Source organism: Yimella sp. RIT 621 (genome assembly GCF_004146205.1).
GTDB lineage: Bacteria > Actinomycetota > Actinomycetes > Actinomycetales > Dermatophilaceae > Yimella > Yimella lutea.
In genome coordinates this window covers 104,966-127,307 of the sequence record NZ_SEIP01000005.1, presented here as the reverse complement: position 1 = coordinate 127,307, position 22,342 = coordinate 104,966, and the positions used below count along the sequence as shown (strand labels likewise).

The 22,342-nt window shown below is 66.6% G+C and carries 14 protein-coding genes; 5 read left to right on the top strand and 9 right to left on the bottom strand.

Features of this window, described 5'->3' with window-relative positions:
• Nucleotides 1-70 precede the first annotated feature (70 nt).
• Entirely contained in the window at nucleotides 71-1,318 is a 1,248-nt protein-coding gene (locus EU513_RS06485; protein WP_240795948.1) for a glycosyltransferase family 4 protein, read from the top strand.
• 72 nt (nucleotides 1,319-1,390) lie between these two features.
• Here the strand turns inward: EU513_RS06485 and EU513_RS06480 are convergent, their stop codons facing one another.
• The 5 genes from EU513_RS06480 to EU513_RS06460 form a co-directional block, all read right to left on the bottom strand.
• Nucleotides 1,391-1,564: a DUF2613 family protein gene (locus EU513_RS06480; RefSeq protein WP_129625074.1), complete on the bottom strand. Its 174-nt coding sequence runs from the start codon at nucleotides 1,562-1,564 to the stop codon at nucleotides 1,391-1,393.
• A 98-nt stretch (nucleotides 1,565-1,662) separates the two neighbouring features.
• A complete protein-coding gene (locus EU513_RS06475) occupies nucleotides 1,663-3,438 on the bottom strand; it encodes a hypothetical protein (RefSeq protein WP_129625073.1) in 1,776 nt (591 codons plus the stop codon).
• Between the two features lie 3 nt (nucleotides 3,439-3,441).
• Nucleotides 3,442-4,521, bottom strand: a complete 1,080-nt coding sequence (locus EU513_RS06470) for a glycosyltransferase family 4 protein (protein WP_129625072.1) — start codon at nucleotides 4,519-4,521, stop codon at nucleotides 3,442-3,444.
• The gene (locus EU513_RS06465) at nucleotides 4,518-5,372 is read right to left on the bottom strand and encodes a glycosyltransferase family A protein (RefSeq protein WP_129625071.1); all 855 of its coding nucleotides are present in this window, start codon (nucleotides 5,370-5,372) and stop codon (nucleotides 4,518-4,520) included. Before EU513_RS06465 ends, EU513_RS06470 begins: the two co-directional genes overlap by 4 nt.
• Nucleotides 5,369-9,529 (bottom strand): alpha-(1->3)-arabinofuranosyltransferase family protein, encoded by a 4,161-nt coding sequence (locus EU513_RS06460; protein WP_168990173.1) that lies wholly within the window; start codon nucleotides 9,527-9,529, stop codon nucleotides 5,369-5,371. The genes EU513_RS06465 and EU513_RS06460 overlap by 4 nt, the downstream gene beginning before the upstream one ends.
• A 214-nt stretch (nucleotides 9,530-9,743) precedes the next feature.
• Between EU513_RS06460 and EU513_RS06455 the strand changes: the two genes are divergently transcribed.
• Nucleotides 9,744-10,997, top strand: coding sequence for an oligosaccharide flippase family protein (locus EU513_RS06455; protein WP_129625069.1), 1,254 nt, complete (start codon nucleotides 9,744-9,746; stop codon nucleotides 10,995-10,997).
• Here EU513_RS06455 and EU513_RS06450 read toward each other — a convergent pair.
• On the bottom strand, nucleotides 10,971-11,807 hold the full coding sequence (locus EU513_RS06450; protein WP_129625068.1) for a class I SAM-dependent methyltransferase: 837 nt from the start codon (nucleotides 11,805-11,807) through the stop codon (nucleotides 10,971-10,973). The genes EU513_RS06455 and EU513_RS06450 overlap by 27 nt on opposite strands.
• Before the next feature lie 157 nt (nucleotides 11,808-11,964).
• Between EU513_RS06450 and EU513_RS06445 the strand changes: the two genes are divergently transcribed.
• On the top strand, nucleotides 11,965-13,917 hold the full coding sequence (locus tag EU513_RS06445; protein WP_129625067.1) for an acyltransferase: 1,953 nt from the start codon (nucleotides 11,965-11,967) through the stop codon (nucleotides 13,915-13,917).
• On the opposite strand, the gene EU513_RS06440 is transcribed toward EU513_RS06445, so the two are convergent.
• Together EU513_RS06440 and EU513_RS06435 are read right to left on the bottom strand one after the other, a co-directional pair.
• Entirely contained in the window at nucleotides 13,914-15,902 is a 1,989-nt protein-coding gene (locus EU513_RS06440; RefSeq protein ID WP_129625066.1) for an acyltransferase family protein, read from the bottom strand. The two genes, EU513_RS06445 and EU513_RS06440, sit on opposite strands and share 4 nt — an antisense overlap.
• 95 nt (nucleotides 15,903-15,997) lie before the next feature.
• Nucleotides 15,998-16,675, bottom strand: coding sequence for a hypothetical protein (locus tag EU513_RS06435; RefSeq protein ID WP_129625065.1), 678 nt, complete (start codon nucleotides 16,673-16,675; stop codon nucleotides 15,998-16,000).
• 87 nt (nucleotides 16,676-16,762) lie between these two features.
• Between EU513_RS06435 and EU513_RS06430 the strand changes: the two genes are divergently transcribed.
• Together EU513_RS06430 and EU513_RS06425 are read left to right on the top strand one after the other, a co-directional pair.
• Complete coding sequence (locus EU513_RS06430) at nucleotides 16,763-18,676, top strand: acyltransferase family protein (protein WP_129625064.1); 1,914 nt, start codon at nucleotides 16,763-16,765, stop codon at nucleotides 18,674-18,676.
• A complete protein-coding gene (locus tag EU513_RS06425; protein ID WP_129625063.1) occupies nucleotides 18,631-19,674 on the top strand; it encodes a sugar phosphate nucleotidyltransferase in 1,044 nt (347 codons plus the stop codon). The genes EU513_RS06430 and EU513_RS06425 overlap by 46 nt, the downstream gene beginning before the upstream one ends.
• Here the strand turns inward: EU513_RS06425 and polA are convergent.
• On the bottom strand, nucleotides 19,671-22,340 hold the full coding sequence (gene polA / locus EU513_RS06420) for a DNA polymerase I (RefSeq protein ID WP_129625062.1): 2,670 nt from the start codon (nucleotides 22,338-22,340) through the stop codon (nucleotides 19,671-19,673). The two genes, EU513_RS06425 and polA, sit on opposite strands and share 4 nt — an antisense overlap.
• Between the last annotated feature and the right edge of the window lie 2 nt (nucleotides 22,341-22,342).

Sequence of the window (22,342 nt, the reverse complement as noted above, 5' to 3'; positions counted from 1 at the left end):
CCGAGTAACCAATAGGCGCTAGCCTAGCGACGCACATCACATGAGCTGGCGAACACCGCAAGGAGAGTACGTGAGAACGTCCCAAGTCGCCGCGCAGTCCGCGCCGCTTCGGGTCCTCTACCTCTCGTGGCGCGATCGTGACAACCCCGAAGCAGGCGGCGCGGAGGTGTTCACCGAGCGGACCAGCGAGGTCATGTCCGACCTCGGCGCCCAGGTCACCATCTTCGCCAGCAAGTTCCCAGGTGCACGCTCGCACGACCGGCACGGCAATGTGCGTGTCATTCGGCAAGGTGGCCGATTCGGCTGTTACCTCGCCGGATTGGCGCACCTGGTGCGTCGCCGAGACGACTACGACGTGGTCCTCGACGTGCAGAACGGGGTGCCGTTCTGGGCTCCCCTGGTGTCAAAGGTGCCGGTGATCAACGTGACCCACCACGTCCACAAGGACCAGTGGCCGGTGATCTTCGGGCCGAGGATCGCGCGACTCGGCTGGTTCCTGGAATCCAGGATCGCCCCGCGCGTCTATCGCGGAAGCCGGTACATCACGGTCTCCAGAGCGACGCAGGACGATCTGGGGGATCTCGGCATCAACGTCGCCGACATCGACCTCGTCTACTCCGGCAATGATCTGCCGGACGACTACGACTCCTACGAACTCGTGCCGCGCACGCAGCACCCGTCGATGGTGGTGGTCTGCCGACTGGTGCCGCACAAGCAGGTCGAGTTGGCCATCGATGTCCTCGCACATCTGCGCGACCAGATCCCCGACCTGACCTTGGACATCGTCGGTTCCGGCTATTGGCGCGCGGAACTGGAGAGGCACGCGCAGGCACGTGAGGTTGCCGACCGCGTGCTGTTCCACGGCTTCGTCGACGAGAACACCAAGCACACCCTCCTCGCACGTGCCTGGCTTTCCCTCATGCCCTCGCACAAGGAGGGTTGGGGTCTGACGATCGTCGAAGCCGGACTGCACGGCACACCGACGATCGCGTTCGCTCACGCCGGCGGTCCGAGCGAATCGATCGTGCACGGGATCAGCGGACTCCTCGCGCAGGACATCCACGACATGACCGAGCAGGTGCGGGTGCTGCTGACTCATCACGACCTGCACGAGGAACTCGGACGCGGCGCCCGCAAGCACGCTCGTGGTTTCTCCTGGGAGGCTGCCGGTGAGCAGGTTCACCAGGTGGCTCTCTCGGTTCTGGGTCGTGGCAGCCGCCCGGCGACACCGTCCACCGCCAGGGTGAACCCCAAGCGCATCGATCAGATCGTCCGCGAGTACGAGATCGAGCGCAGCCTCTCCCGAACACACGCCTGAACTTCCTCTCGGCGAACGAGGCCGACCACCCGCTGATGCGGGTGGCCGGCCTCGAAGATTCAGCTACTCAGGTCACTGGTCGTAGTTGATCTGCGCCTTGTAGGTCTGCGGCTGGCTGACGGAGGACTGCTGCTGCACGAGGCCGAAGATCGCGACTGCTGCGAGCAACGCGCCGGCGATCGCACCGACGATGTTCCAGGCAGCCTTCTTGCCGCCGTCGTTGTTGTTGTTCGTAGTGGCGCTCATGCGATTCCACACCCATCTTTCTCGGATCGCCCGTCGGCGATTCGGGACTCTGTCAAGTCGACAGGTTACCAGGGTGCCGGGCGGTTGTCTGCGAAATGTTACCCGCGCGTTCGCGCCCGTGCTCGACGATCTGCGAACCCCGTCACGAGGACCGCTGCGACGCCCACCACCGGGCCGACAATTCCGCTCCAGCGCCACGGCGGACGCTCGGTCGGTGCCGTCGCTACACCTGGCAACTCGTACAGGCGTAGCCCCGGTTCGGACGCGCTCGGCGTTCGTCCAACAGGGTCGAAGCTGCGCACCGCCGGCTGATCGATCTGGACGAGGACGTACCGGACACCGGCGCGGCGCAAGTCCCGCTCGATGCCACCAGGAGCACCGGCCGACACAGCCGCAGTGATCCGGGCGGACTCGGTGGACTCGCCGCGGACCACCCGATCGGACAACGGCAGGTCGTCGTTGACAAGCACCTCGCGGCCGACGAGGCGCTGCCAAGGGTCCAGGGTGACGACGTCGTGATTCCAGCTGTAGCGCCGGTACAGATTCCACGGGAAGACCGCCACCTTCCCTGGGGACAGGCTCTCGATCCGTTGTGCCATCCGTAGATGACCCGCCGGATAGTCCACGGCGTGCCAACGCCCACCCGCACCGAAGGCCAAGCCGGCGAAGGTCGCCACCGGCCACAGCGCCAACGCGGCGGCCAATGCCACCCTGACGGCCCCCGCCGCGCCGGCGGCACGCGCGAGCCCGGTCAGACGTTCGGCGCTGATCCCGGACGCGACGGCGACGGCGACCATCCACGGCGCGATGAATTTCTGCGAGTCGCGCAGCAAGCCACCCCCCGGCACGGACGTGACGATCCAGGTCATCACTGCCTCGCCCCCGGGCAGGGCCGCAGCGCAGGCGATGAACAGGCCTACTCCCCCGGCCAGGCAGGCCGCCGACACAGCTGCGCGTCGCTCGAGCTGCTGCGCCGTCCGATGATCGGGTCGCGTGACTGCCCGCCAGGCAACGACCAGGACGAAGGCGACCGCCAGGGTCGCCGCGACCGCGACGGGGAGCGAGCGTCGGTCGGCGAACCAGACTCCCTCGTTCCAGATCCCGCCCCCGGTGAACACCGACAGCACGACCCCGAGCGGGGTGTCGGACCGAGACATGAACGCCGTCACGCCTGCCGGATCGGCCGCGTCCCGTGGCGCCAGGAACAGGAAGGGGAACCACCAGGCGGAGTTCACGACGACGAAGGCGCCGAGGGGCAGCATCGCCGTGCGCAGTCGTTCACGCGGCGATGCCTCGTCCACCGGGACGAGCAAGGCGGCGACCGTGGTGAGCAGACCGATGACCGCACCGGTGCTGCCGGTGAGCGCGGTCAGGAGTATCCACAGCAGCAGGCGGAAACGAGCCCCGTCCTCCGTCCGGCGGTACGACAACACCGCGCGCACCAGGAACGGCAGACATGCGTACGCGAGCAGGAATCCCCAGTGACCGATGGCGAGTCGCTCCCCCACATACGGATTCCAGGCGGCTGCGACGGCAGCCGCGACGGCTCCTGTGCGGCTGCGGAAGAACGAGGCGGCTCCGGCCGCGACACCCACGAACACGAGCAGGAGCACCACCTTCTGGACGACCCACCCTGGGGCAAGGTGCGACAGGAGCGAGACCACCAGGTCGCCCGGAACCGCGCGCGGGACGGATCCGTCGGTGCCGAGCGTGCGCTCACTGAGGTCGAGACGCGGTACGAACACCATGTCGTAGAACAGCAAGTAGCCGGGTTTGATCGCCGGGCCGAGAGCGAGGACCCCACAGATCAATCCGACGAGAGCGCCGAGCCAAGTCTTTCGGTCCGTGCGGCCGGTCCCCTTGTGGGAGAACATGATTCAGGACCGTTCGACGTCGGCGAACGCGTCACCCATACGCGCGCACTGGGTCGCGAGGTCGTGCTCGGCGAGCATCCGCGCGCGGTTGTGCGCACCGACCGAGGTGCGCAGCGCGGTGTCCTGCAGGAAGCGGAGCAGTCCGTCGGCCAGCGCCTCCGCGTCGTCGTCCACCAGCAGGTTGGGTGCGTGGACGGCTTCGTCGTTGGTGCCGCAGCGGGTGGTGACCACCGGCAGACCGGTCGCCTGCGCTTCGAGATAGGCCAGGCCCAGCTGCTCCGACCACTTCCAGGTCGGGCGGGGGGCGGTGCAGAACACAGCCGAACTCGCCAACAGGTCGGCCACGCCATGAGCGTCCAGTTGTCCGGCGAGGCTCACCCCATTGGAAGGGTCGGCCGCCGCTTTCTCGACCAGCGGACGAAGCGGCCCCTGACCTGCCACCACCAAGGTGGCCTCGGGGACACTGCGTCGGACGATCTGCAAGGCCTCCAGCACCCGGTCGATCCCCTTGTTCTCGGCCAGCGGCGAGGTGAAGACGATCTGCGGACGGTCCGCACCGTCGCGCCGTGGGCGGAAGATCTCGGTGTCGACACCGGGTTTGACGACCCGGATCTGTTCATCGGTAAAACCGTTGAGCAGCAGGTGATCCCGTGCCGCGTCGACCATGCACAACAGCAGGTCGGCGCCCCGTGCGGATTCCAGTGCCTGCTTGTACGGTGGCACCCTGTACAGGGGCTGGTAGGGCATGTTCTCCCACGTGATCACCGCCTGCTTCACCCTCCCGGATGCGCGCCGACGGTACTTCGACGCCTGGCCGGTGACCAGCGAACACAGCTCGAGGCTGGTGACCCAGTCGTACTCGGACGCCGGCTGACGTTCCAGCCCGTCGACCCACGCGAACGCGCCGGCCTCGATGAAGCGTTTGATCGGGCGACGATAGGTCGACGGCACCCAGGTGATGTCGCCCACCGGCTCCTGGGCGGCGAGCGCGGTGACCTTCGTGTCGGGCATTCGCGACATCCAGTACAACTCGCGCCGTGCCCGCTGGTCGGGCAGCGAGACCCAGAGCAACCGGCGGGTCATGAGCCGGTTGCTGCCCGGTCACGTGCTCGATCACGGCGTCCGCGCCGTGCGCCGAGGGTGTATCCGACGACCTCCATCGAACGCAGCGCGACCATCCCGGCAGCATGCTGGGGGTCGCGCGTCAGCCGGGCACGATTGTCGACGTACGCCTTGATCAGCGCCTTGCCCTGTGCACCGACGGCTCCTTCGTGCTGCTGGGCGAACGCAGGGATGGAGCGCCCGTAGTAGTAGCGCTTGCTCATCACGTCACGCAGCGTCAGACGTCCCTCGTCGTGGTCGATCACGACCGGCGCGAGTTCGATCCTGGCGCCGGCCGCGAGCATTCGCATCCGCAGGTCGGCGTCCTCGGGGCCGGACATGTCGAGATGGAACCCGCCGTCGCCGAGCAGGAAGTCGCGGCGCAGCAGACGAGGATTGTGCAGCCACGGTTGATCGAGGTAGCACTCACGTTCCAGCGCGCGGCACGCCGTCCAGAAGCCTTCACCGATGGTGCGCTCGGGCAGCGCCACCCCGTCGGCGCCGGTGTCGAGAGCCGTCCGCACGGCGACTGCGATGCTCTGCGGCGGCAGGATCATGTCGCTGTCCAGCCAGAGCACCCACTCCCCGACTGCCTGCTCTATGCCGAGATTGCGCTGGGCGGAGCGCTCCGGGCCACCGGTGAGCACCCGGTCGGCGTACCGTGCCGCGATCTGCGGTGTCGCGTCCGTGCTGTGGTTGTCGACGACGATGAGTTCGAGCGGCCGATAGGTCTGCGCGACAACCGACTTCAGACATTCTTCGATCGTGCGCTCGTTGTTGCGGGTAGGAACGACCACCGTCACCATGGCGTTGCCGACCGAGCGATCATTCATGCCGGTGTTCCTTCCCGTTCGGTTGCCGGTGAAGTACCGGCTGCTGTATCGGACCGGTTGTTCGCGTCCGGTGAGATCGTGCTGCGGCCCGGCCCGCCCCGCTCGGGTTCCGCAGCAGAACCGCGCATCGACAATGCCGCGAGCAACACGACAACGAGACCGAATCCGGCCAGCCGATGCGGCCAGAGACTGAGCGCCACCGCGTCCGCGCTCACGGTGCCTCGCTTGTCCCCGATCACCCACAGGTAGAGCGGGACCGCGGCGAACATCAGCCCGGCACCGACGGACAACAGATGCCTGGGTGGGACCGGACGCAGGCGTTGGAGCGCCACGACCAGCGCAGCCGCGACCAGACCCGGCCACCCGACGGCGAAGCCCGCCACGAGCACAGCACCGGCTTCCTTCGACCAGCGCGGAACCTGCTTCGTCCGAACATCGGTCGGCATGACGTCGTCGGCGAACAGCCGCTTTCTCCGTGCGGCCAGCACCACGGACATCAGCGCGACGATCAGGACGAGACCCGATGCACCGGCCGCAATGTTCGACCACATCTGCGGCCCGAACCGCATCTCGATCTCGTACCGGCCACCGGCCGGAACCCGCCATCCCGTGGAGTATCCGTCGAGCGTGGTCGGAGCCCCGAGGTCGCGACCGTTGGCGGTCGCTTTCCAGCGGGCGTCGTAACTCTGACCGAGAATCACGTTGAAGGGGCCCGACGCGGCGACGGTCATCGCCTTCGAGGACGGCGTGTCCTTCGTGATCTTGACGACCGGATCCGTGGTGCGCACCCGCACGCGATCCTGCCGGTCGGTCAGGGTCATGGAGTCGACGACGAAGCCGGCGGCCTGTTCGATGCGATGCTCACCGGCACCGAGGCTCAGCGGTGCGCATGCCGCCCAGGATGTTGCCTGCTCACTCTCTCCGGCGATCGACTTCGTCGCCGGTCGCATCCGCAGGGGTTGACCGTCGACGGTTCCGACCGTCAGACAACGCCCGCCTGAACTGCCTGCCGAGTCCAGCGGTCCGGGCTGGTCCTGCGCCATCCGGGCGCCGGTGTCGATCGTGGTGAATCTTGGGGGTGGGCCGTCGCGCCGTCCGATGGCGGCCTTGAAGGTGACCCGAACCGTTCGCCCGTCGACCTCGGGGAACTTGATGGTCGTGCGCCCGTCCTGCCGAAGCTTGTACTGGTCGACCACCTTCTTGCCGTCGACGGTCACCGTCGCCCAGCCGGCCCAGTCGGTGTTGTTCTGGGCACCGAACCCTTCCGCCTGGTCGATCGTGACCGACGAGACGGGGCGCCGCGACCCGGTGAGTTGCCACCACGACCCGTCGGTACCTCCTCCGGGCATCCAGGCGGTGGACGACTTGCCGTCGACGGCCATGGACGCGCGGGCGTCCGCGTTGTGGAAGTAGAAGTCGGACGACGTGGCGCGTGTCGATCGGCTGTACCCGGCTACGTCGTCGTATGCGGTCTCTACATCGCCCTTGGTCCGCACCGTCGCCCTCGCAGTGAAGCTGCGCTCGTCGGGCAATGTCACGATCCGCCGGAAGACCTTCTCCGGATCGTCCGCCGTGGACGCGGTGCCCTGCTGGCGAGCGAGGGTGACATCCAGCGGCGTTCGGGCGAACGCCTGTTGCTGCGCCGGAGTCAGGCGTGCATGCAATGACTGGTAGGTCAGCGGTGTGCGGGCGGTGCGGATCGCCAGGGCGCCTGCCATCTTCACGTCGGACAAGCCGACCATGTTGTATCCGTCACCACGTGTGCCGGCGACGGTGAAGCGGACCGTGTCGGTGGTCAGATCGCCGAAGTCGAAGGACGCGTAGCCCTTGTCCGGCAGGCGATGGGTGATCGTGCGTCCCCCGGCCGTGACCGAAAGCCGGTCGATCCGGGCCGAGCCGAGTTGTGCCTGCTGCACCTTCACTGTGCCCAGACGTATTGGGGTCGGCTGGCGCACGGTGGCGTACTGACCGACCGCACGGCCGAAGTCACCGAACAACCACGAGGTGTCGGGATCTGCGTCGAGGAGGTTCTCCGGTGCCGCCGAGGGAACGTCGAAGAAGGTGCCGCCGCGCGCGCTCGCCGTGACGATCGCACCTGAACGGACAGCGACCGTCTGGTCGTCCGGGGTGCCGAGCGCGCGCATGTTCTTCGCCGTCTCGTCGGCGGCCAACAAGGACCCTTCGCCGTTCGTGAGCCGGTTGGGAATCGCCGCGCGACGCGCATTCGTGTCGGTGATGACCAGCGCGTGCCGCTGACCGAGTTGGTGCAACAGGTCACCGACGGTGAGATCGGCGGCATAACGGAAACTGGGCTGGGTCGACAACAATCCGTCGGCGGCCAACCGTCCGATCGACCACGCGTCACCCGCGACGACGATCGACCGGTTGTCGCTCGTCGCCCGCACTGCCGTGACCGGGTCGCGGACGTCGTACAACTGAACCGGATGCATCAACGCCTCTCCGTAGGAATAGGCGTCGGTGCCGCGTCCGAAGACGAACTCACCCGGCTCACCGAAGTTCGCCCGGCCGAACAGGCCTGGGTCGACACTGATGACCCGATCCACCAAGCCGGGCCGAGCTCCGCCGTCCTGCTCCCACACCGTGTCGTGACGCACCAGCACGCGATCCGCACCGAGGTAGCGGGCATAACTCGAGATTGCGTTCGCCGGGGTACCCGCACTCTGCAGAGCATCGTTCACCGCCGCGAGGTAATTTCCGCCCGGAGCCGAAGCGTTGGGACTGGTCTCCGGCAGGACCGCGTCACGCTTCAGCAGCGAGTTCGGCAGATCGTCCGGACGCTGCGCCGTCCACCGGTAGGTGGGCCGCACCTGACCGGGTAGGAACAACACCCGAGAACTCGGATGCCCCTTGTCGGCGGCCCGTGCGGCCTCGTGCCAGTAGCCGGGGATGTTCATCTGTGAGGTGTAGAGGCGCCCGGTCAGGGCAGGCAACGCCCACGCGGTGAGCAGCACGGACACCATCGCGAAAACCAACGGCGCGGCCCAGCCGCGCCGTTGGACGGCTCGTGCCCAGTGTTCTGCGGCGAGGCCGAGCGCGACCGCGAACCCCAGCGCCAACACCGCACCCACCTTGTTGGTGGTGCGGAAGGCGGAGGCCGCCGGATTCTGGAGAACTTCTCCGAGCACTCGACCGAATGGTGACTCCTCGCGTCCGGGACCCGGGAACATCCCGACCATGACCACAGCCGCGAGCGCGATCCACCCCACGACCATCCCGCGTACGTCACCGGGCAGGTATCGCAACGCCAACGCAGAAAGCGTGGGCCACAACATCGTCAGCAGCACCACGAACGTGCCGACGAGGAAGATCGCGTGTTGCGGCACCCACGGACCGCTGGAATCCGTCCCGTACAACGGCCACATGCCCAGGCCGCGCAGCACCTCCGGGAACGAGGACACCTTCGCGATGCCGTCCAGCGTCTCGGACTGCATGACGATCTGGCGTCCGGTGGTGAGCGCAGCTCGCGCGGGGACCAACCAGTACAGCGAGACCCCCACCACGAAGGCCGCACACTTGGCCGTGACCACAGCCAGATCGCTGATCCTCGCGCGCCACGCGAAGCGGGCGACGAGGAGGATCGGGATCAGCGCGGCCAACTGGAGCAGCGGAACGACGGCCACGTTCATTCCACTCATGCCGAAGAAGACGAGACCGAAGGCTGCCGGCCAGGCCCAGCTTCGCGGATGACGGACGGCGTGGACGAAGGTGATCAGCAGCCAGGGCAGAAGAGCCATCGGCAGCAGGATGGCGAGGGTGACGCCGGCCTGGATCTGGTACGGATTGGCCAGGTACACGATGCCGGCGACCAGGCCCGCCCAGCGTGAGGCTCGTGGTGCGAGCAGCCGCACCAGACGGTTGGCGCCCCATGCCGCCGACAGCCACAGCCCGAAGTGGAACACCTTGAAGGCCCACTCGGGATTCATCCCCACGGCGCGCAGCAGTCCGACGACCAGCAGGACGGGGACGAGTCCCACGTTGAAGTTCGCCGAGCCGAGGTAAGGGGACGCCGTCCAGCCACTGAGGTAGCGCGCGAGGGTGTCCCAGGGTGCCAGGTAGACCTCGGGCTTGATGTCGGTGTAGAAGGATCCGAAGCCGTTCAGGGCGACGATCAGCGCCAGACCCACGACCGACGCCACGCACGCACAGGCGTAGCGGCTGATTCTGGGTCGCACTCGGTTTCGCTCCGCACGGTCGGCGTCAACGCCGCGGCGGGCGTCCTCGGACAAATCGGTTCACCAATATAACTGCCCGGTAACCTAGGTCACAGCGCATCGCCACGATGCTTGCCCTGTCATCTCCCATCACTGCCCGATCACGTGCGGATCGGGTCGACCACATGCCTAGGACACGGTGAAGAATCCAGCCACCAAGGGTTACCGCCATCAGGCGTTGGCGGCCGTCCTGGGACTTGCGATGGGGCTGTCGAACCTGCTCGGCTACTTGATGGTGCTGCTGTTGACCCGCTCACTGGGTCCGGCCGACTTCGGCGGCTACACCGCTTTGTCCACCTACGGCGTCCTGTTGGCGATTCCTGCGGGCGCGTTCCAGATCGTGGTCGCCCGACGGCTGTCCAGCGGCTGGGCCGATACCGGGTTGCGAGGGACCTCGGGCATCGGATCGGCTGCCTTGCTGGGAGTCGTGTTCTTCGCAATCACGACAGTGCTCGCCCCGTGGCTGGTCGAGATCTTCCACGTGGGTTCCACCTGGTCCGCGGTCTTCCTCGCAGCGATGTTGCCGCCCATGATGCTCACCGGATGTTTCCAGGGCATCCTGCTGGGTCGCCAACGCCTACGCCAGTTGTCGATTCTCTACCTGGTCACGGCGGTGAGCCGGGTCCTCGCGGCAGCAGTCGCTGCCATGTTCGCGTTCTCGGTACGCGACGTGTTCGCGGCGATGTTCCTGGCCACGCTCGTGTCGGCCGCGACCGGCGCCTGGCTGACACGAACCGATCTGCGGTCGTTGCCGCGATCAGCCCACGGACTCACCGGTGAGATGCTGCGCTCGAACAGCACCCTCGCCGCGTACGTGGCGCTGACCAACATCGACGTCCTGCTCGCGCGGCACTTCCTCGACCCGCACGAAAGCGGTGGTTACGCCCTGGCGTCCACCTTCGGTCGCGCGATGTGTTGGGGCACGCAGTTCGTCGCGCTCATCATCGTGCCCCGGATGCACGGCACCAATCCCACGCGGACACTGCTGAGAGCCAGTCTGTTGGTCCTGACCATCGGGTTGTGCGGCACTGCCCTCATCGCCGTCGACCCCGGGTTGTTCATCACTCTGGCCGGAGGCGCTGAGTTCACCGAGTACGGCTCTCTGGCGCTCATCTGTGTCGTGCTCGGAATCGCGTGGGCTCTGGCGCAGGTGTGGTTGTTCTCGGAGATGAGCACGGACTCCGGTGTCCTCGGTGCACTCACCTGGGTGGTCGTCGGGGTGCAGAGCGCGACGATCTGGCTTTGGGCACACGAGAGCCCCGGTCAGATCGTCGGAGTCTGCCTGGCGGGGGCACTCCTGATCGCAGTTGCGGGTCTGCTGCGCGTGCTACGCGGGCGCCGACCGCCGGACGGTGCCCGTCCGGAGCTACTTGTCCTCGCCGATGGCCCGTGAGCGTGACAGGAAGACCTTCGCCCCGGCACGGAACAACCCGGGAAACTTGTTGACGGCCTTCCAGGCCACCGTGTTGACGCGGTCCTGAATCTTCGTCTGGTAAAGCCGCAGCGCCTCGTCCCTCTTGGACAGCGCTCGTCCGGTACCTGCCGGACGGCGGAACACCAGTGCGTGCAGACCGTTCGACCAACGCAGGTCATCCGCATGTGCCGCGTCCCAGGTGCGTTCGATCGTCCAGCCGGGGTGCTTGGCCAGGAACAGGCGGTGCGCCTTCTGCACGACCGGCCATGAGGCGTCATCGATGAGCACGAGCGCTTCGTCGGCGAGCAAGGGTTCCACCACCGCGAGCGCCAGATAGTGCGAGATGAGGGTGTGTTCCCCGTCGTAGAAGTACACGCCCACCGGCTTGTCGATCAGGGTCCGGTCGGTCATCAGCTTGAAGCAATCGCCTTCGAGCAGAACGACGTTCGCCTGCCCCGCGTACTTCCCGAGGTTCGCCTCCAGCTCGGCTCGTGCTTCGAGTCCCTGCATACCGAACTCGAGGAAGTTCTCCATCGCATAGAAGTCCTTGCCGGCGTTGTCCTGCACGGCAGCACACAACGACCGGCCCTTGAACGTGCCGACCTCGAGATACGCCTCGTCGTCGGGCATCGCTGCGGCGGCCGCCTGAAGGACGGCAAGTTCATTGGGACCGGTATAGCCCGCGACGTCGGTCGCGATCTGCGCCCACCGCGCGTCGAGAGGATCCGTGGTCTGCGGATCGCCGGGGAAGGCGTCAGCCAACTGATCGAAGAACTTCGCGGTGTTCATAGACTCTCTTCCGGATAACGGCCCACGACTGGGACCCACGCGGCATCCTACCGATGGGTAACGTGCGTGTTCGCAGTTCCGTCGCACGTCGTCGCAGGCCTGTCGGGCACCTGCGCTTCCCCGCGGCTCTGCCTGGATCGAGGAGGACCAGCACCACATGGCGCAACGCAGCAGATCGCACTACGGCCACAGCCCGGCGCTGGACGGCCTGCGTGGTGTCTTCATGGCTGCGTTCATGGCCTTTCACTTCGGGGCGACGTTCCTGTCCGGCATGTGGATCGCGATCAACCTGTTCTTCGTGCTGTCCGGCTTCCTGATCACCCGGCTGTTGATCGAGGAACGCGAGACCCGTGCAAGCATCGATGTCTGGGGCTTCTACAAGCGACGCGGACGACGGATCCTGCCTGGGCTGTTCGCCATGTTGACGGTTGTGACCGTCTACGTCTGCGTATGGGCACCGGAAGAGCTACGCGCCCGGTGGGGCGGTGACATTCTGGCCACCCTCGGATTCGTCATGAACTGGCGGCTGATCGCCCAGAGCGACGAATACTTCGGCGACCACCTCGTCGCGCCCCCGCTACGACACGCCTGGACCCTCGGAATCGAGGAGCAGTACTACCTGGTCATCCCGTTCCTGGTGATGGGGCTGGTCCTGTTGGTGCGCAACCGTGCCGCACGCGTCCTGGCGCTCGTGGCCCTCGCCGGTCTGGCGACGATCTGGACGGCGGCGCTGGCCGCTCGGGAGTCGACGGGCTTCGCCCGGCTCTATTACGGCACCGATACGCGCATCGCGTCGCTGCTGATCGGTACCGCACTCGGAATCGCGCTCGGCTGGACCGCCAGGGAGGGTATCCCTCGGTTGCCGCTGCGGTGGGTCACCGTGCTCGGTTGGGTCGGACTGGCGAGCAATGTCGCGCTCTTCCTGATGATCGATCCGTTCACCGACTGGATGTACACCCGCGGCGGGATGTTCTTCGGCGCCATCGGGTCGGCGTTGCTGATCCTGTCGCTCGCCGACCCGCGTCGCAGCGCCATCAAACAGTTGTTCAAACCCCGCATCGCGCGCTGGTTCGGTCGGCTGTCCTACTCGCTCTATCTGTGGCACTGGCCGGTTCACTTGCTGCTGGGTCCCGACGGGCTCGCCGGCAGCGTCGTGCTCACCGGAGTCGTCGGCTTCGCGATCTCCACTCTGCTCGCCTACCTGTCCGACCGATTCCTGGAGCAGCCGGTGCTGCGCGGTGGGATCAAGGCCCTGCTCCCTCGTCTCCGGGTCCCGATGGCGGCCGTTTTCGCGCCCATGGTCGCCTTCGTGGTGGTGTGTGCCACCGTGTTGCTGCCCACCTCGGCGGCGCCGACCGGATCGCAGACGACGGTCATGCCAGCAGCGATCACGCGGACCCAACCTGAGTACTCGGGCACACCTGCTGCCTTCGCGATGCTGGGCGATTCCGTGCCGTGGTACCTCACCGAACGCTTTCCGCGCAAGCTGTTCCCGCAGGCGAAGCCGGTCAACCTCGCCTCCGAGGGGTGCGACCTGCTGGACCGGCCGCTGCTGTCGGTCGACGGCATCAAGGATCAGCACGGAGCCTGCAAGCAGAACATGAACACCTGGGGCGCGCGACTGCGAGAGTCCGGCGCTGCGTCGTTGGTGGTCTGGGGTTCGCCGTTGCTGGCCTCGGCACACCAGATGCCCGACGGTTCGAAGGGGCTGCTGGGTAACCCTGCGTACGAGCAATTGATCCTGCAGACCTACGACCGGATCTGGCAGACCGCACGGGCCAACGGAGCGCGGACCGTCGACGTGGTCAACGTGCCTTGTCGGCGCTTCGGAGCGGCTCCGGACTCCCAGGAGTACCAGCAACTGCAGCGCGAACAACCCGGCTACGTCGAGGAGTTCAACGATCCGGTTCGACTGAACGGCCTCCTGGCCCGCTGGGTGTCCTCCACCCCGGGCGCCCGCCTGATCGACCTGCACAGCGCCATCTGCCCCGAAGGACGCCGGGATTCCATCAACGGGATCACCGTGTTCAACGACGGGCTGCATTTCTCCCCCGAGTTCACCCCGACGCTGTGGCGTTGGCTGCTCGGGCAGCTCAGCGCGCGCGCTTAACCCTCGACCCGCACGACCTGCGGGGCCAGCCAACTCCAGATGAGTTCGGCTCCCGGCTGCGAGAAGTGGATGCTGTCCTTGTAGACGCGGGCACCGTTGATGGTCCGCCGATATTCACCGGCCGGACACAGCTGAGCGCTCAGATCGAGCACCGACACGTCGCCCTGGTGGCGGGCCCTCCACTCACCGATCAACCTGTTCGCCCATGCGGTGTCGATCGGCACGGGCTCACGCCCGACCAGTTCTGCACTACGACCGCGCAATTGGGCCGGTTCGAGCACTCGACACGGAACGTTGACCACGTCGAGACGTCGCGCACCGGTGGTCTTGAACTGGCCGTACAAGGCGTCCAGGCTGCGCAGCAGGAGGCGGCCCGCCTCCGGCGACCCCGGTTGGACGACGCGCCCGTCGATCTGCAGCGGGAACAGGAATGCAAGGCCGGCCGGAGCGAGGATCACGTCCGACCCTGCGGCACGCGCCTGCCCTGGCCACCGTTCGCGCCAGGCTGCGCAACCAGGATCCTCAGGGATCGTCTTGTCCAGGACGGCGAGGGTCACAGGTACCGGGTTGCAGCCGTTGTACGTCGCCAACCTGGTCATCTGCAAACCCGGATAGCTCGATCGGTGGAATCCTTCGACGAGGGACGAGGGTATCGAGTCGCCGACCACGGCCATCCGGACCGGGGTCGTCGGCGCGACATACCGCACGGATGCGTCCAGAGGCTGCCCGTTCCACGGCGGGCTGTCTGTCTGCGGCAACGAGTTCCACAGACCTGCCGCGATCGCGGCCAGCACGGCCACCGTCACGAAGCCGGTGGCCCGAGGTACTCGTCGGCGCAGCATACGCCGGACCGAGCCGCGAAGCCCGTACATCAGGATCGGCAGTTCGACCAGCCGGTAGGACGCGACCGCGCAGACCCAGGTGAGCAAAAACTGCAGCAACCCGTTGACCAGCGCCGGCAACGAGTCGAAGCGCAACCACAAGGAGATCGGCCAGTGGTACAGGTACAGCCCGTAGCTGATCTGTCCCAAGTGGACCAGGGGCGCAATCCCGATCACCCGGTTGATCGTGAGTCTGCGCGTGTCCAGCGCGGAGATACCCATGAAGGCCGCGAGCACCGCGAAACAGAACAGACCGCCATACCGGAACGCACCTGTGCTGCGCTCGTCGAGCAGGAAGAAGGCACTGAGCGAAACGATGGTGCCGATCCACCCGATCGCGTTGGTGATGCCGCGCGGCAACCGGAACTTCTCGCGTCCGGGGGCTGCGGTGTACATCGCTGCACCGGCCACACCGACGATCAGGGCCTGCATGCGAACGTCGGTGCCGTAGTAGAGCCGGCTTCCGGAGCCGCCCCCCGGGCCGACGAGGTAGGAGGTCCAGGCTGCGCTCGCGGCCGCGAGCGCGACCAACATCCACACGCGCACGGCTTTACGGCGGCTGACCGCGAACAGACCGAGGATGAGCCAGGGAACGAAGAGGTAGAACTGCTCCTCGACGGACAATGTCCACACATGGCGCAGCGGCGAAGGATCGCTGAAGTAGTCGAAGTACTGGTCGTCGCGTTCGATCAGGCGCCAGTTCTGCCAGAACGTCAGTGTCGCGAACGCATCACCCGCGGTCTGCGAGCGGTTCGGGGTGCTGTCGACGAACGCGACCTTGACCAGTACCGCCAGCACCAGCAGACACATCGCGGGGACGATGCGTCGCGCGCGGCGCAGGTAGAAGCGCACCACGTCCAGATCGCCGTACTTGTACCGCTCCTTGATCAGGATGGTGCCGATCAGGAATCCGGAGAAGACGAAGAAATGGTTGATGCCGATCCAACCGCCCACCAACCAACTGGCGCCGAAGTGGTAAGCGATGACCAACAGCACGAACAGACCGCGGTAACCGTCCATCGCGCGGCGGTAGCTCGGTCCGTGCTGCTCAAGGTCGAGCGCGACGCTGCGGCGCAGCACATCGGGCACGTCGAGTCCTGCCATCACATGTCCTCTCGGCCGGACCGCATCCGGCCGGGTATGTCGTGCCGACGGAACAACGAGCAGGAGCCGTCGATCACGGCTCCCGATCTGCTGTGTCAGACGTCTGTCGAGCGCCCGTCGGGAACGCGGTCGGCGTCGACGTCTCCACGGTCGAAGTCGTCATCCTCGTAGGAACGGCGGCGTCGGCGGTCAGCACGCTCGTCCAGGTCGTCCTCGAGCACGGGGCGGCGTCCACGACGTCCGGAGTCGCGTGCGGAATCACGTCCGGTCGGACGATCGGCGTCGTCGTCCACGATTGCGGGGCGGCGACCGCGGCGCTCGGCATCGCGTGCGGAACCACGTCCGGTCGGACGATCGTCGTCGTCCTCGTCGTCGTCGAACCGGTCGCTCGCCGAGGTACGGCGGGGGGCAGGACGGTCGTCGTAGCCCTCGTCGTCATCATCGTGGCGAGCGGGTCGACGTTCCTGCCGCTTGTCGAGACCGAAAAGAGCGACTCCGAGTGCCGGAATCAACAGGCCGAGTGCGAGGGCGATGATCGCGCGTAGTTTGGCTGCGTCGTTGACTCCCTGGCAAGCACCTCTGCCCCATCCGTCCGGCGGGGAGGCCGCCGATCCACACCCGAATACCCCGCCTACGTCACCCTTGGGTACCCACAGAGGTGTGAAGTAGAAGTATGCGGCGAGGCCCAGCAATGGAAGCCCGCACAACAACGCGATCTTGCTGCCTGTCCGCAACGCTGTCACAGTGCGGGTCTCGTATCCATCAGCTGACATGGCGGCGATGCTACCGGCAGCAACGACTGCAGATCTACTGCTCGGTAGATATGATCCGACGAGTTTTCCTGCCGATGGAAGGACCCCGTGGCCAAGCACAAGTCGTTGCCGTACCGTCCGGCTCTCGACGGCCTGCGTGGGGTCGCAGTCGCTGCCGTCGTCGTCTTCCATCTGAACAAGTCCGCCCTTCCTGGCGGATGGCTCGGGGTCGACCTCTTCTTCGTCCTGTCCGGATTCCTGATCACGTCACTGCTGCTGACCGAACACAATCGTTGGGGGCGGATCAGTCTCGGCGGTTTCTGGGCATCCCGAGCTCGCCGGCTCCTGCCGAGCCTGGTCCTCATGCTGTTGGCGGTGCTGACTGCATCCGCGTTCCTGGCCGAGCACGGACGGCGTCCGGCCATCGGTGGGGACGTCCTGGCGGCATTCTTCTACGTCGCCAACTGGCGCTTCCTGCTCGGGGACGAGCAGTACTTCGCGACGATCGCGATGCCCTCACCAGTGCGACACACCTGGTCCTTGTCCATCGAGGAGCAGTTCTACTTCGTCTTTCCGCTGCTGTTGGCGGCGCTCCTGGTCGTGGTCCGGCGGCGGGTCCAACTCGCGGTCGTTCTGGGTGTTCTCGCGACCGCTTCGGCCCTATGGATGTCGGTCAAGTACGTACCGGGCGTCGACCCGTCCCGGGTCTACTACGGCACCGACACCCGCATCTTCGAGTTGCTGATCGGCGCCGCAGCAGGAGCACTTCTGGGTGCTCACGAGTTCGCGGAACGGACCCGCTGGCGCGTCGACGGCATGATCGAGCGCCTGGCCTGGCCGGCCATCGCACTGTTCGTGTCGAGCTTCTTCCTGGTGGACGAGAACAGTCCCTTCGTCTTCCGCGGTGGGTTGGCCCTGCTGTGCCTGATCGCTGTCGTCCCGATCGTCGCCGCATCGGCGCGGACGAGGAACTCCTTCCAGCGACTCTTGGGATGGGAGCCTTTGCGTGGTCTCGGCCTGATCAGCTACTCGCTGTACCTGTGGCACTGGCCGGTGATCGTCTTCCTGAACGCGGAGATCGTCGCGAACCCCTGGGTGCGGGCGCTCGCCCAGGTCACGCTCTCCCTCGGCCTGGCGTACGCGACCTGGCGGTTCGTGGAGCAGCCGATCCGGCGTGGCGGCTTTCGGGCGCTGGTGCCTGGCCGACCGGCGACCAGCCGCGCCGTCACGATCGCCACCGTGCCGCTCCTGCTGGCCGGGCCGTTTCTCGTCCGGCTCACACCCGCACCGGCGGCGACGGTTCGTAATGTGGATCTGGCTGTCGGCACGTATGTGCCTCTGGAAGAGCGCGCGGTCGTGACCTTGATCGGCAACTCGATCCCGGAAAGTCTGAAGACCGGTTTCGACGCTGCGGAGTACCCGGACATCGAGGCCAAAGAGGTGACGAGCATTGGTTGTGATCCGTTCGTCTCCAACCGGTGGCGTGACGGAGCAGTTCAACCGCCCTCCTCGGAGTGCCGCGGATGGAAGGACGGCGGCTGGGTCCGAGCGCTCGGCGAGCAGAGACCCGCGCTCACGTTGTTCTTCGTCCCCCAGACAACGACTGGCGACTGGGGTGACGCAGGGCGGAAGATCGAGTTCGGCACCCCGGCGTACGACCGATGGTTGGCCGGAGAACTCACCACGCTGCACCGCAGGGTCACATCGGCAAAAGGGGGCCGGTTCGTGGTGATGAATCTTGCCTGCCACCGCCAGACCGACTTCGGTTTTGATCCGACGATCAAGAACGTCAATGACGATCGCAGGGTGCAACACGTCAACCGGGTCGTCGCGGTTTGGGCGAAGCAGGCAGGAGTTCCGGTCATCGACCAGTACAAGGCGCTGTGCACCGGCGGCTATCACGGATCGGTCAACGGCGTCCCGCTGTACAAAGACACGCTCCACTTCACCCCGGAGAGTGCGCGCATCATGTGGAGTTGGCTGGTGCCCCAGCTCCAGACCGCGTTGCAGAGCAGGGGCTGATCGTGCCGGTGGCGGTGATCCTCGCCGGTGGACTCGGTACCCGGATGCGGCCGCTGACCGACCTGCGGGCCAAACCCGCGCTCCTGGTCGCCGGGACGCCCATCGTCGGTCATCAGTTGCGTTGGTTGGCGTCTGCCGGGATCAGGCGGGTCGTGATCGCGACCTCCTACCGCGCGAAAGACCTGCGCACGGTCCTGGACGACGGCTCGGAGTTCGGGGTAGCGGTCAGTTACGTGCACGAAGCCGAACCTCTCGGGACCGGTGGCGCACTGGCGCTGGCCACCCGAGCGATGGATCCGCACCAGGCTGTCGTCGTCCTCAACGGCGACCAACTCACCGGTCACGACCTCCAAGCGCACCTGCTCGCGTTCGCCGACGGCGGCGTGGCTGTCACCATTCATGCCCGGCGAGTGGACGATGCACGCGCGTTCGGCCTGTTAAACCTCGACGGTGATCAGGTCCGCGGCTTTCGCGAGAAGCCCACCGAGCCGGTTCCCGGCGTCGTGAATGCCGGCACCTACATCCTGCGGGCAGGTGTCCTGCGCGACGTGCCGAGCGACACCGTGGTGAGCCTCGAACGTGAGGTGTTCCCCCGCCTGATCGCCGACGGTTTTGTCGTCACCGCATACCTGGAGGACGCCTACTGCCTGGACGTCGGCTCCCCCCGTGCGCTCCTTCAGGCCAACCGGGACGCGGTCGCCAGAACCGGTGCCACAGCGCGGGTCGACGGCGTCGTGGCGAGCAGCGCGACCGTCGACGGACACAGTTATGTCGGGACCGGCGCGGCGGTCGGCGCCGACGCGGTCGTCCACGGATCGGTCTTGATGCCCGGATGCGTCATCGGTGACGGCACGAAGATCGAACGCTCCATCGTCGCCCAGACCGCCGTCGTGGCCGAGGGAGTTCGGCTGCAAGACAACGTCATCGGCGAAGGAGCACGGGTCAGCAGCTCCCTCGAACCCGGTGCGGTCGTGCCGACCGGTGCTGTGATCGGTTAGTGCGCCGCCTGGTGCCAGGAATTACCCACGCCGATGCTCACGTCGAGCGGAACGTCCATCTCGATCGCCGCGCCCATCTCACGACGGACGAGATCCTCGACCTGGTCGCGCTCGCCCGGCGCGATCTCCAGCACCAGTTCGTCGTGCACCTGCAGCAGCATCCGTGACTTCAGGTCGGTGTCATCGAGCGCGCGTTGCACACCGAGCATCGCCAACTTCACCACATCGGCGGCCGAACCCTGGATCGGTGCATTGAGCGCCATCCGCTCGGCCATCTCGCGGCGCGGACGGTTGTCGGATGTGAGGTCGGGCAGGTACCGGCGCCGGCCGAGCATCGTCTCGGTGTAACCGACCACCCGGGCATCGTCGACGACCGAGCGCAGGTAGTCGCGCACGCCACCGAACCGCTTGAAGTACTCGTCCATGAGTTCCTTCGCCTCACCGGTGCTGATCGTGAGCTGCTTGGACAGACCGAACGCGGACAACCCGTACGCAAGTCCGTAACTCATCGCCTTCACCTTCGACCTCATCTCCAGGGTTACGTCGGCGGGCTCCACTCCGAAGACGCGTGCTCCGACGAATCGGTGCAGGTCCTCGCCGGTGCGGAAGGCTTCGATGAGCCCCTCATCGCCGGACAGATGCGCCATGATCCGCATCTCGATCTGGGAGTAGTCGGCCGACATCAGCGACTCGTAGCCGTCGCCCACCACGAACACCTCGCGCACCCGGCGGCCGGCCTCGGTGCGGATCGGAATGTTCTGCAGGTTCGGGTCGACCGAGGACAGCCGGCCGGTCGCGGCGACGGTCTGCAGGTAGGTGGTGTGGATGCGTCCGTCGTCGGCGGCCGACTTCATCAGACCCTCGACGGTGACCCGCAGGCGTGACCAGTCGCGGTGCCGCAGCAGTGCTTCCAGGAACGGGTGCTCGGTCTTGGTGTACAGGTCGGTGAGTGCGTCGGCGTCGGTGGTGTAGCCGGTCTTGGTCTTCTTGGTCTTCGGCATGCCCAGCTGGTCGAACAACACGACCTGCAACTGCTTGGGTGAGCCGAGATTGATCTGCTCGCCGCCGATCGCGTCGTACGCGTCCTGCTGCGCCTGCCGCACGCCGTCGGCGTACTCCGATTCCAGCGACTGCATCGCGTCGGCGTCGACCGCAATACCGGTGCGCTCCATCGAGGCCAACACACCGGTCAGCGGAAGCTCCACCTCGCGCAGCAACTGCGCTCCACCGGTGTTGTCGAGTTCGGTCTCCAATGCGTGGGCGAGTTCGGCAACGGCGGCGGCCCGCACCATGGCTTCGTGCGCCTCGGTGTCGGTGCCGCCGAAGTCGAGCATCCCCTGCGCGGCGGGTTCGGCGTCGGCCCGCAGTTCGCGCTTGAGGTAGCGCAGGACGAGGTCGGCGAGGTCGTACGAACGCTGGTCAGGACGCACCAGGTAAGCCGACAGCGCCGTGTCGTTGACGATGCCCTCGACCGGCAACCCACTGGCCACGAGTGCCTGCGCCTGCGGCTTGGCGTCGTGCATCACCTTCGGTCGAGCAGCGTCCGAAAGCCATTCCCGCACAGCGACCTCGCCTCGCGGCTCAAGCGTCGCGAGCTCGAGGTAGGCCGCCTTGTGGTCGGCGCTGATGGCGATCGCTTCGGCCTCGCCCGCGCCGCGCGCCCAGCGCCCGATGACCTCGACACCGGCGGTCACCCCGCTGCTGAGGTGCTCCCCGATCCATTCGGCCACCTCACCCGGCGGGAGCACCTGGCCCTCGACATCGACTCCGTCCTCGGCCTCCTCCTGCACAGCTTCGAGCGTGGCGAACAAGCGGTCCCGCAGCACTTTGAACTCCAGGCCGTCGAAGACGGTGTGCACCTCCTGGCGGTCCCACACCTGGCGCTCGAGACCGTCCGGATCGGTGGGCAGCACGACATCGCGCAGCAACTGGTTGAGCCGGCGGTTACGCAGCACCCCGTCGAGGTGGGCCCGGAACGACTCGCCGGCCTTGCCCTTGATCTCGCCCGCATTGGCAACGACGCCGGCGAGGTCGCCGTACAGGCCGATCCATTTGGCCGCCGTCTTCGGACCGACACCCGGGACACCGGGCAGGTTGTCGGACGACTCCCCCACCAGCGCGGCGAGGTCGCTGTAGCGCTCGGGCAGAACTCCGTACTTCTCCTGCACCGCGGCCGGTGTCATGCGAGCAAGTTCCGAGACACCGCGCACCGGGTAGAGCAGGGTGACTTTGTCGTTGACCAACTGCAACGCGTCCCGGTCGCCGGAACAGATCAGCACCTCGTCGAAACCGGCGTCGACCGCCTGGGTCGTGAGGGTGGCGATGATGTCGTCGGCCTCGTAGCCCTCGGACTCGATGTAGGTGATCCGCAGTGCGTCGAGCACCTCACGCAGCAGGGAGACCTGACCCTTGAACTCGTCCGGGGTGGCCGAACGTCCGGCCTTGTACTCGGCGTACTCCTCCACCCGGAAGGTCTTGCGCGAGACGTCGAAGGCCACGCCGACGTGGGTCGGTTCCTCGTCACGCAGGACGTTGATGAGCATCGAGGTGAAGCCGTAGACGGCGTTCGTGTGCTGCCCCGTCGTGGTCGAGAAGTTCTCGGCCGGGAGGGCGAAGAAGGCGCGGTACGCCAAGGAATGTCCGTCCAACAACAACAATCTCTTCACGC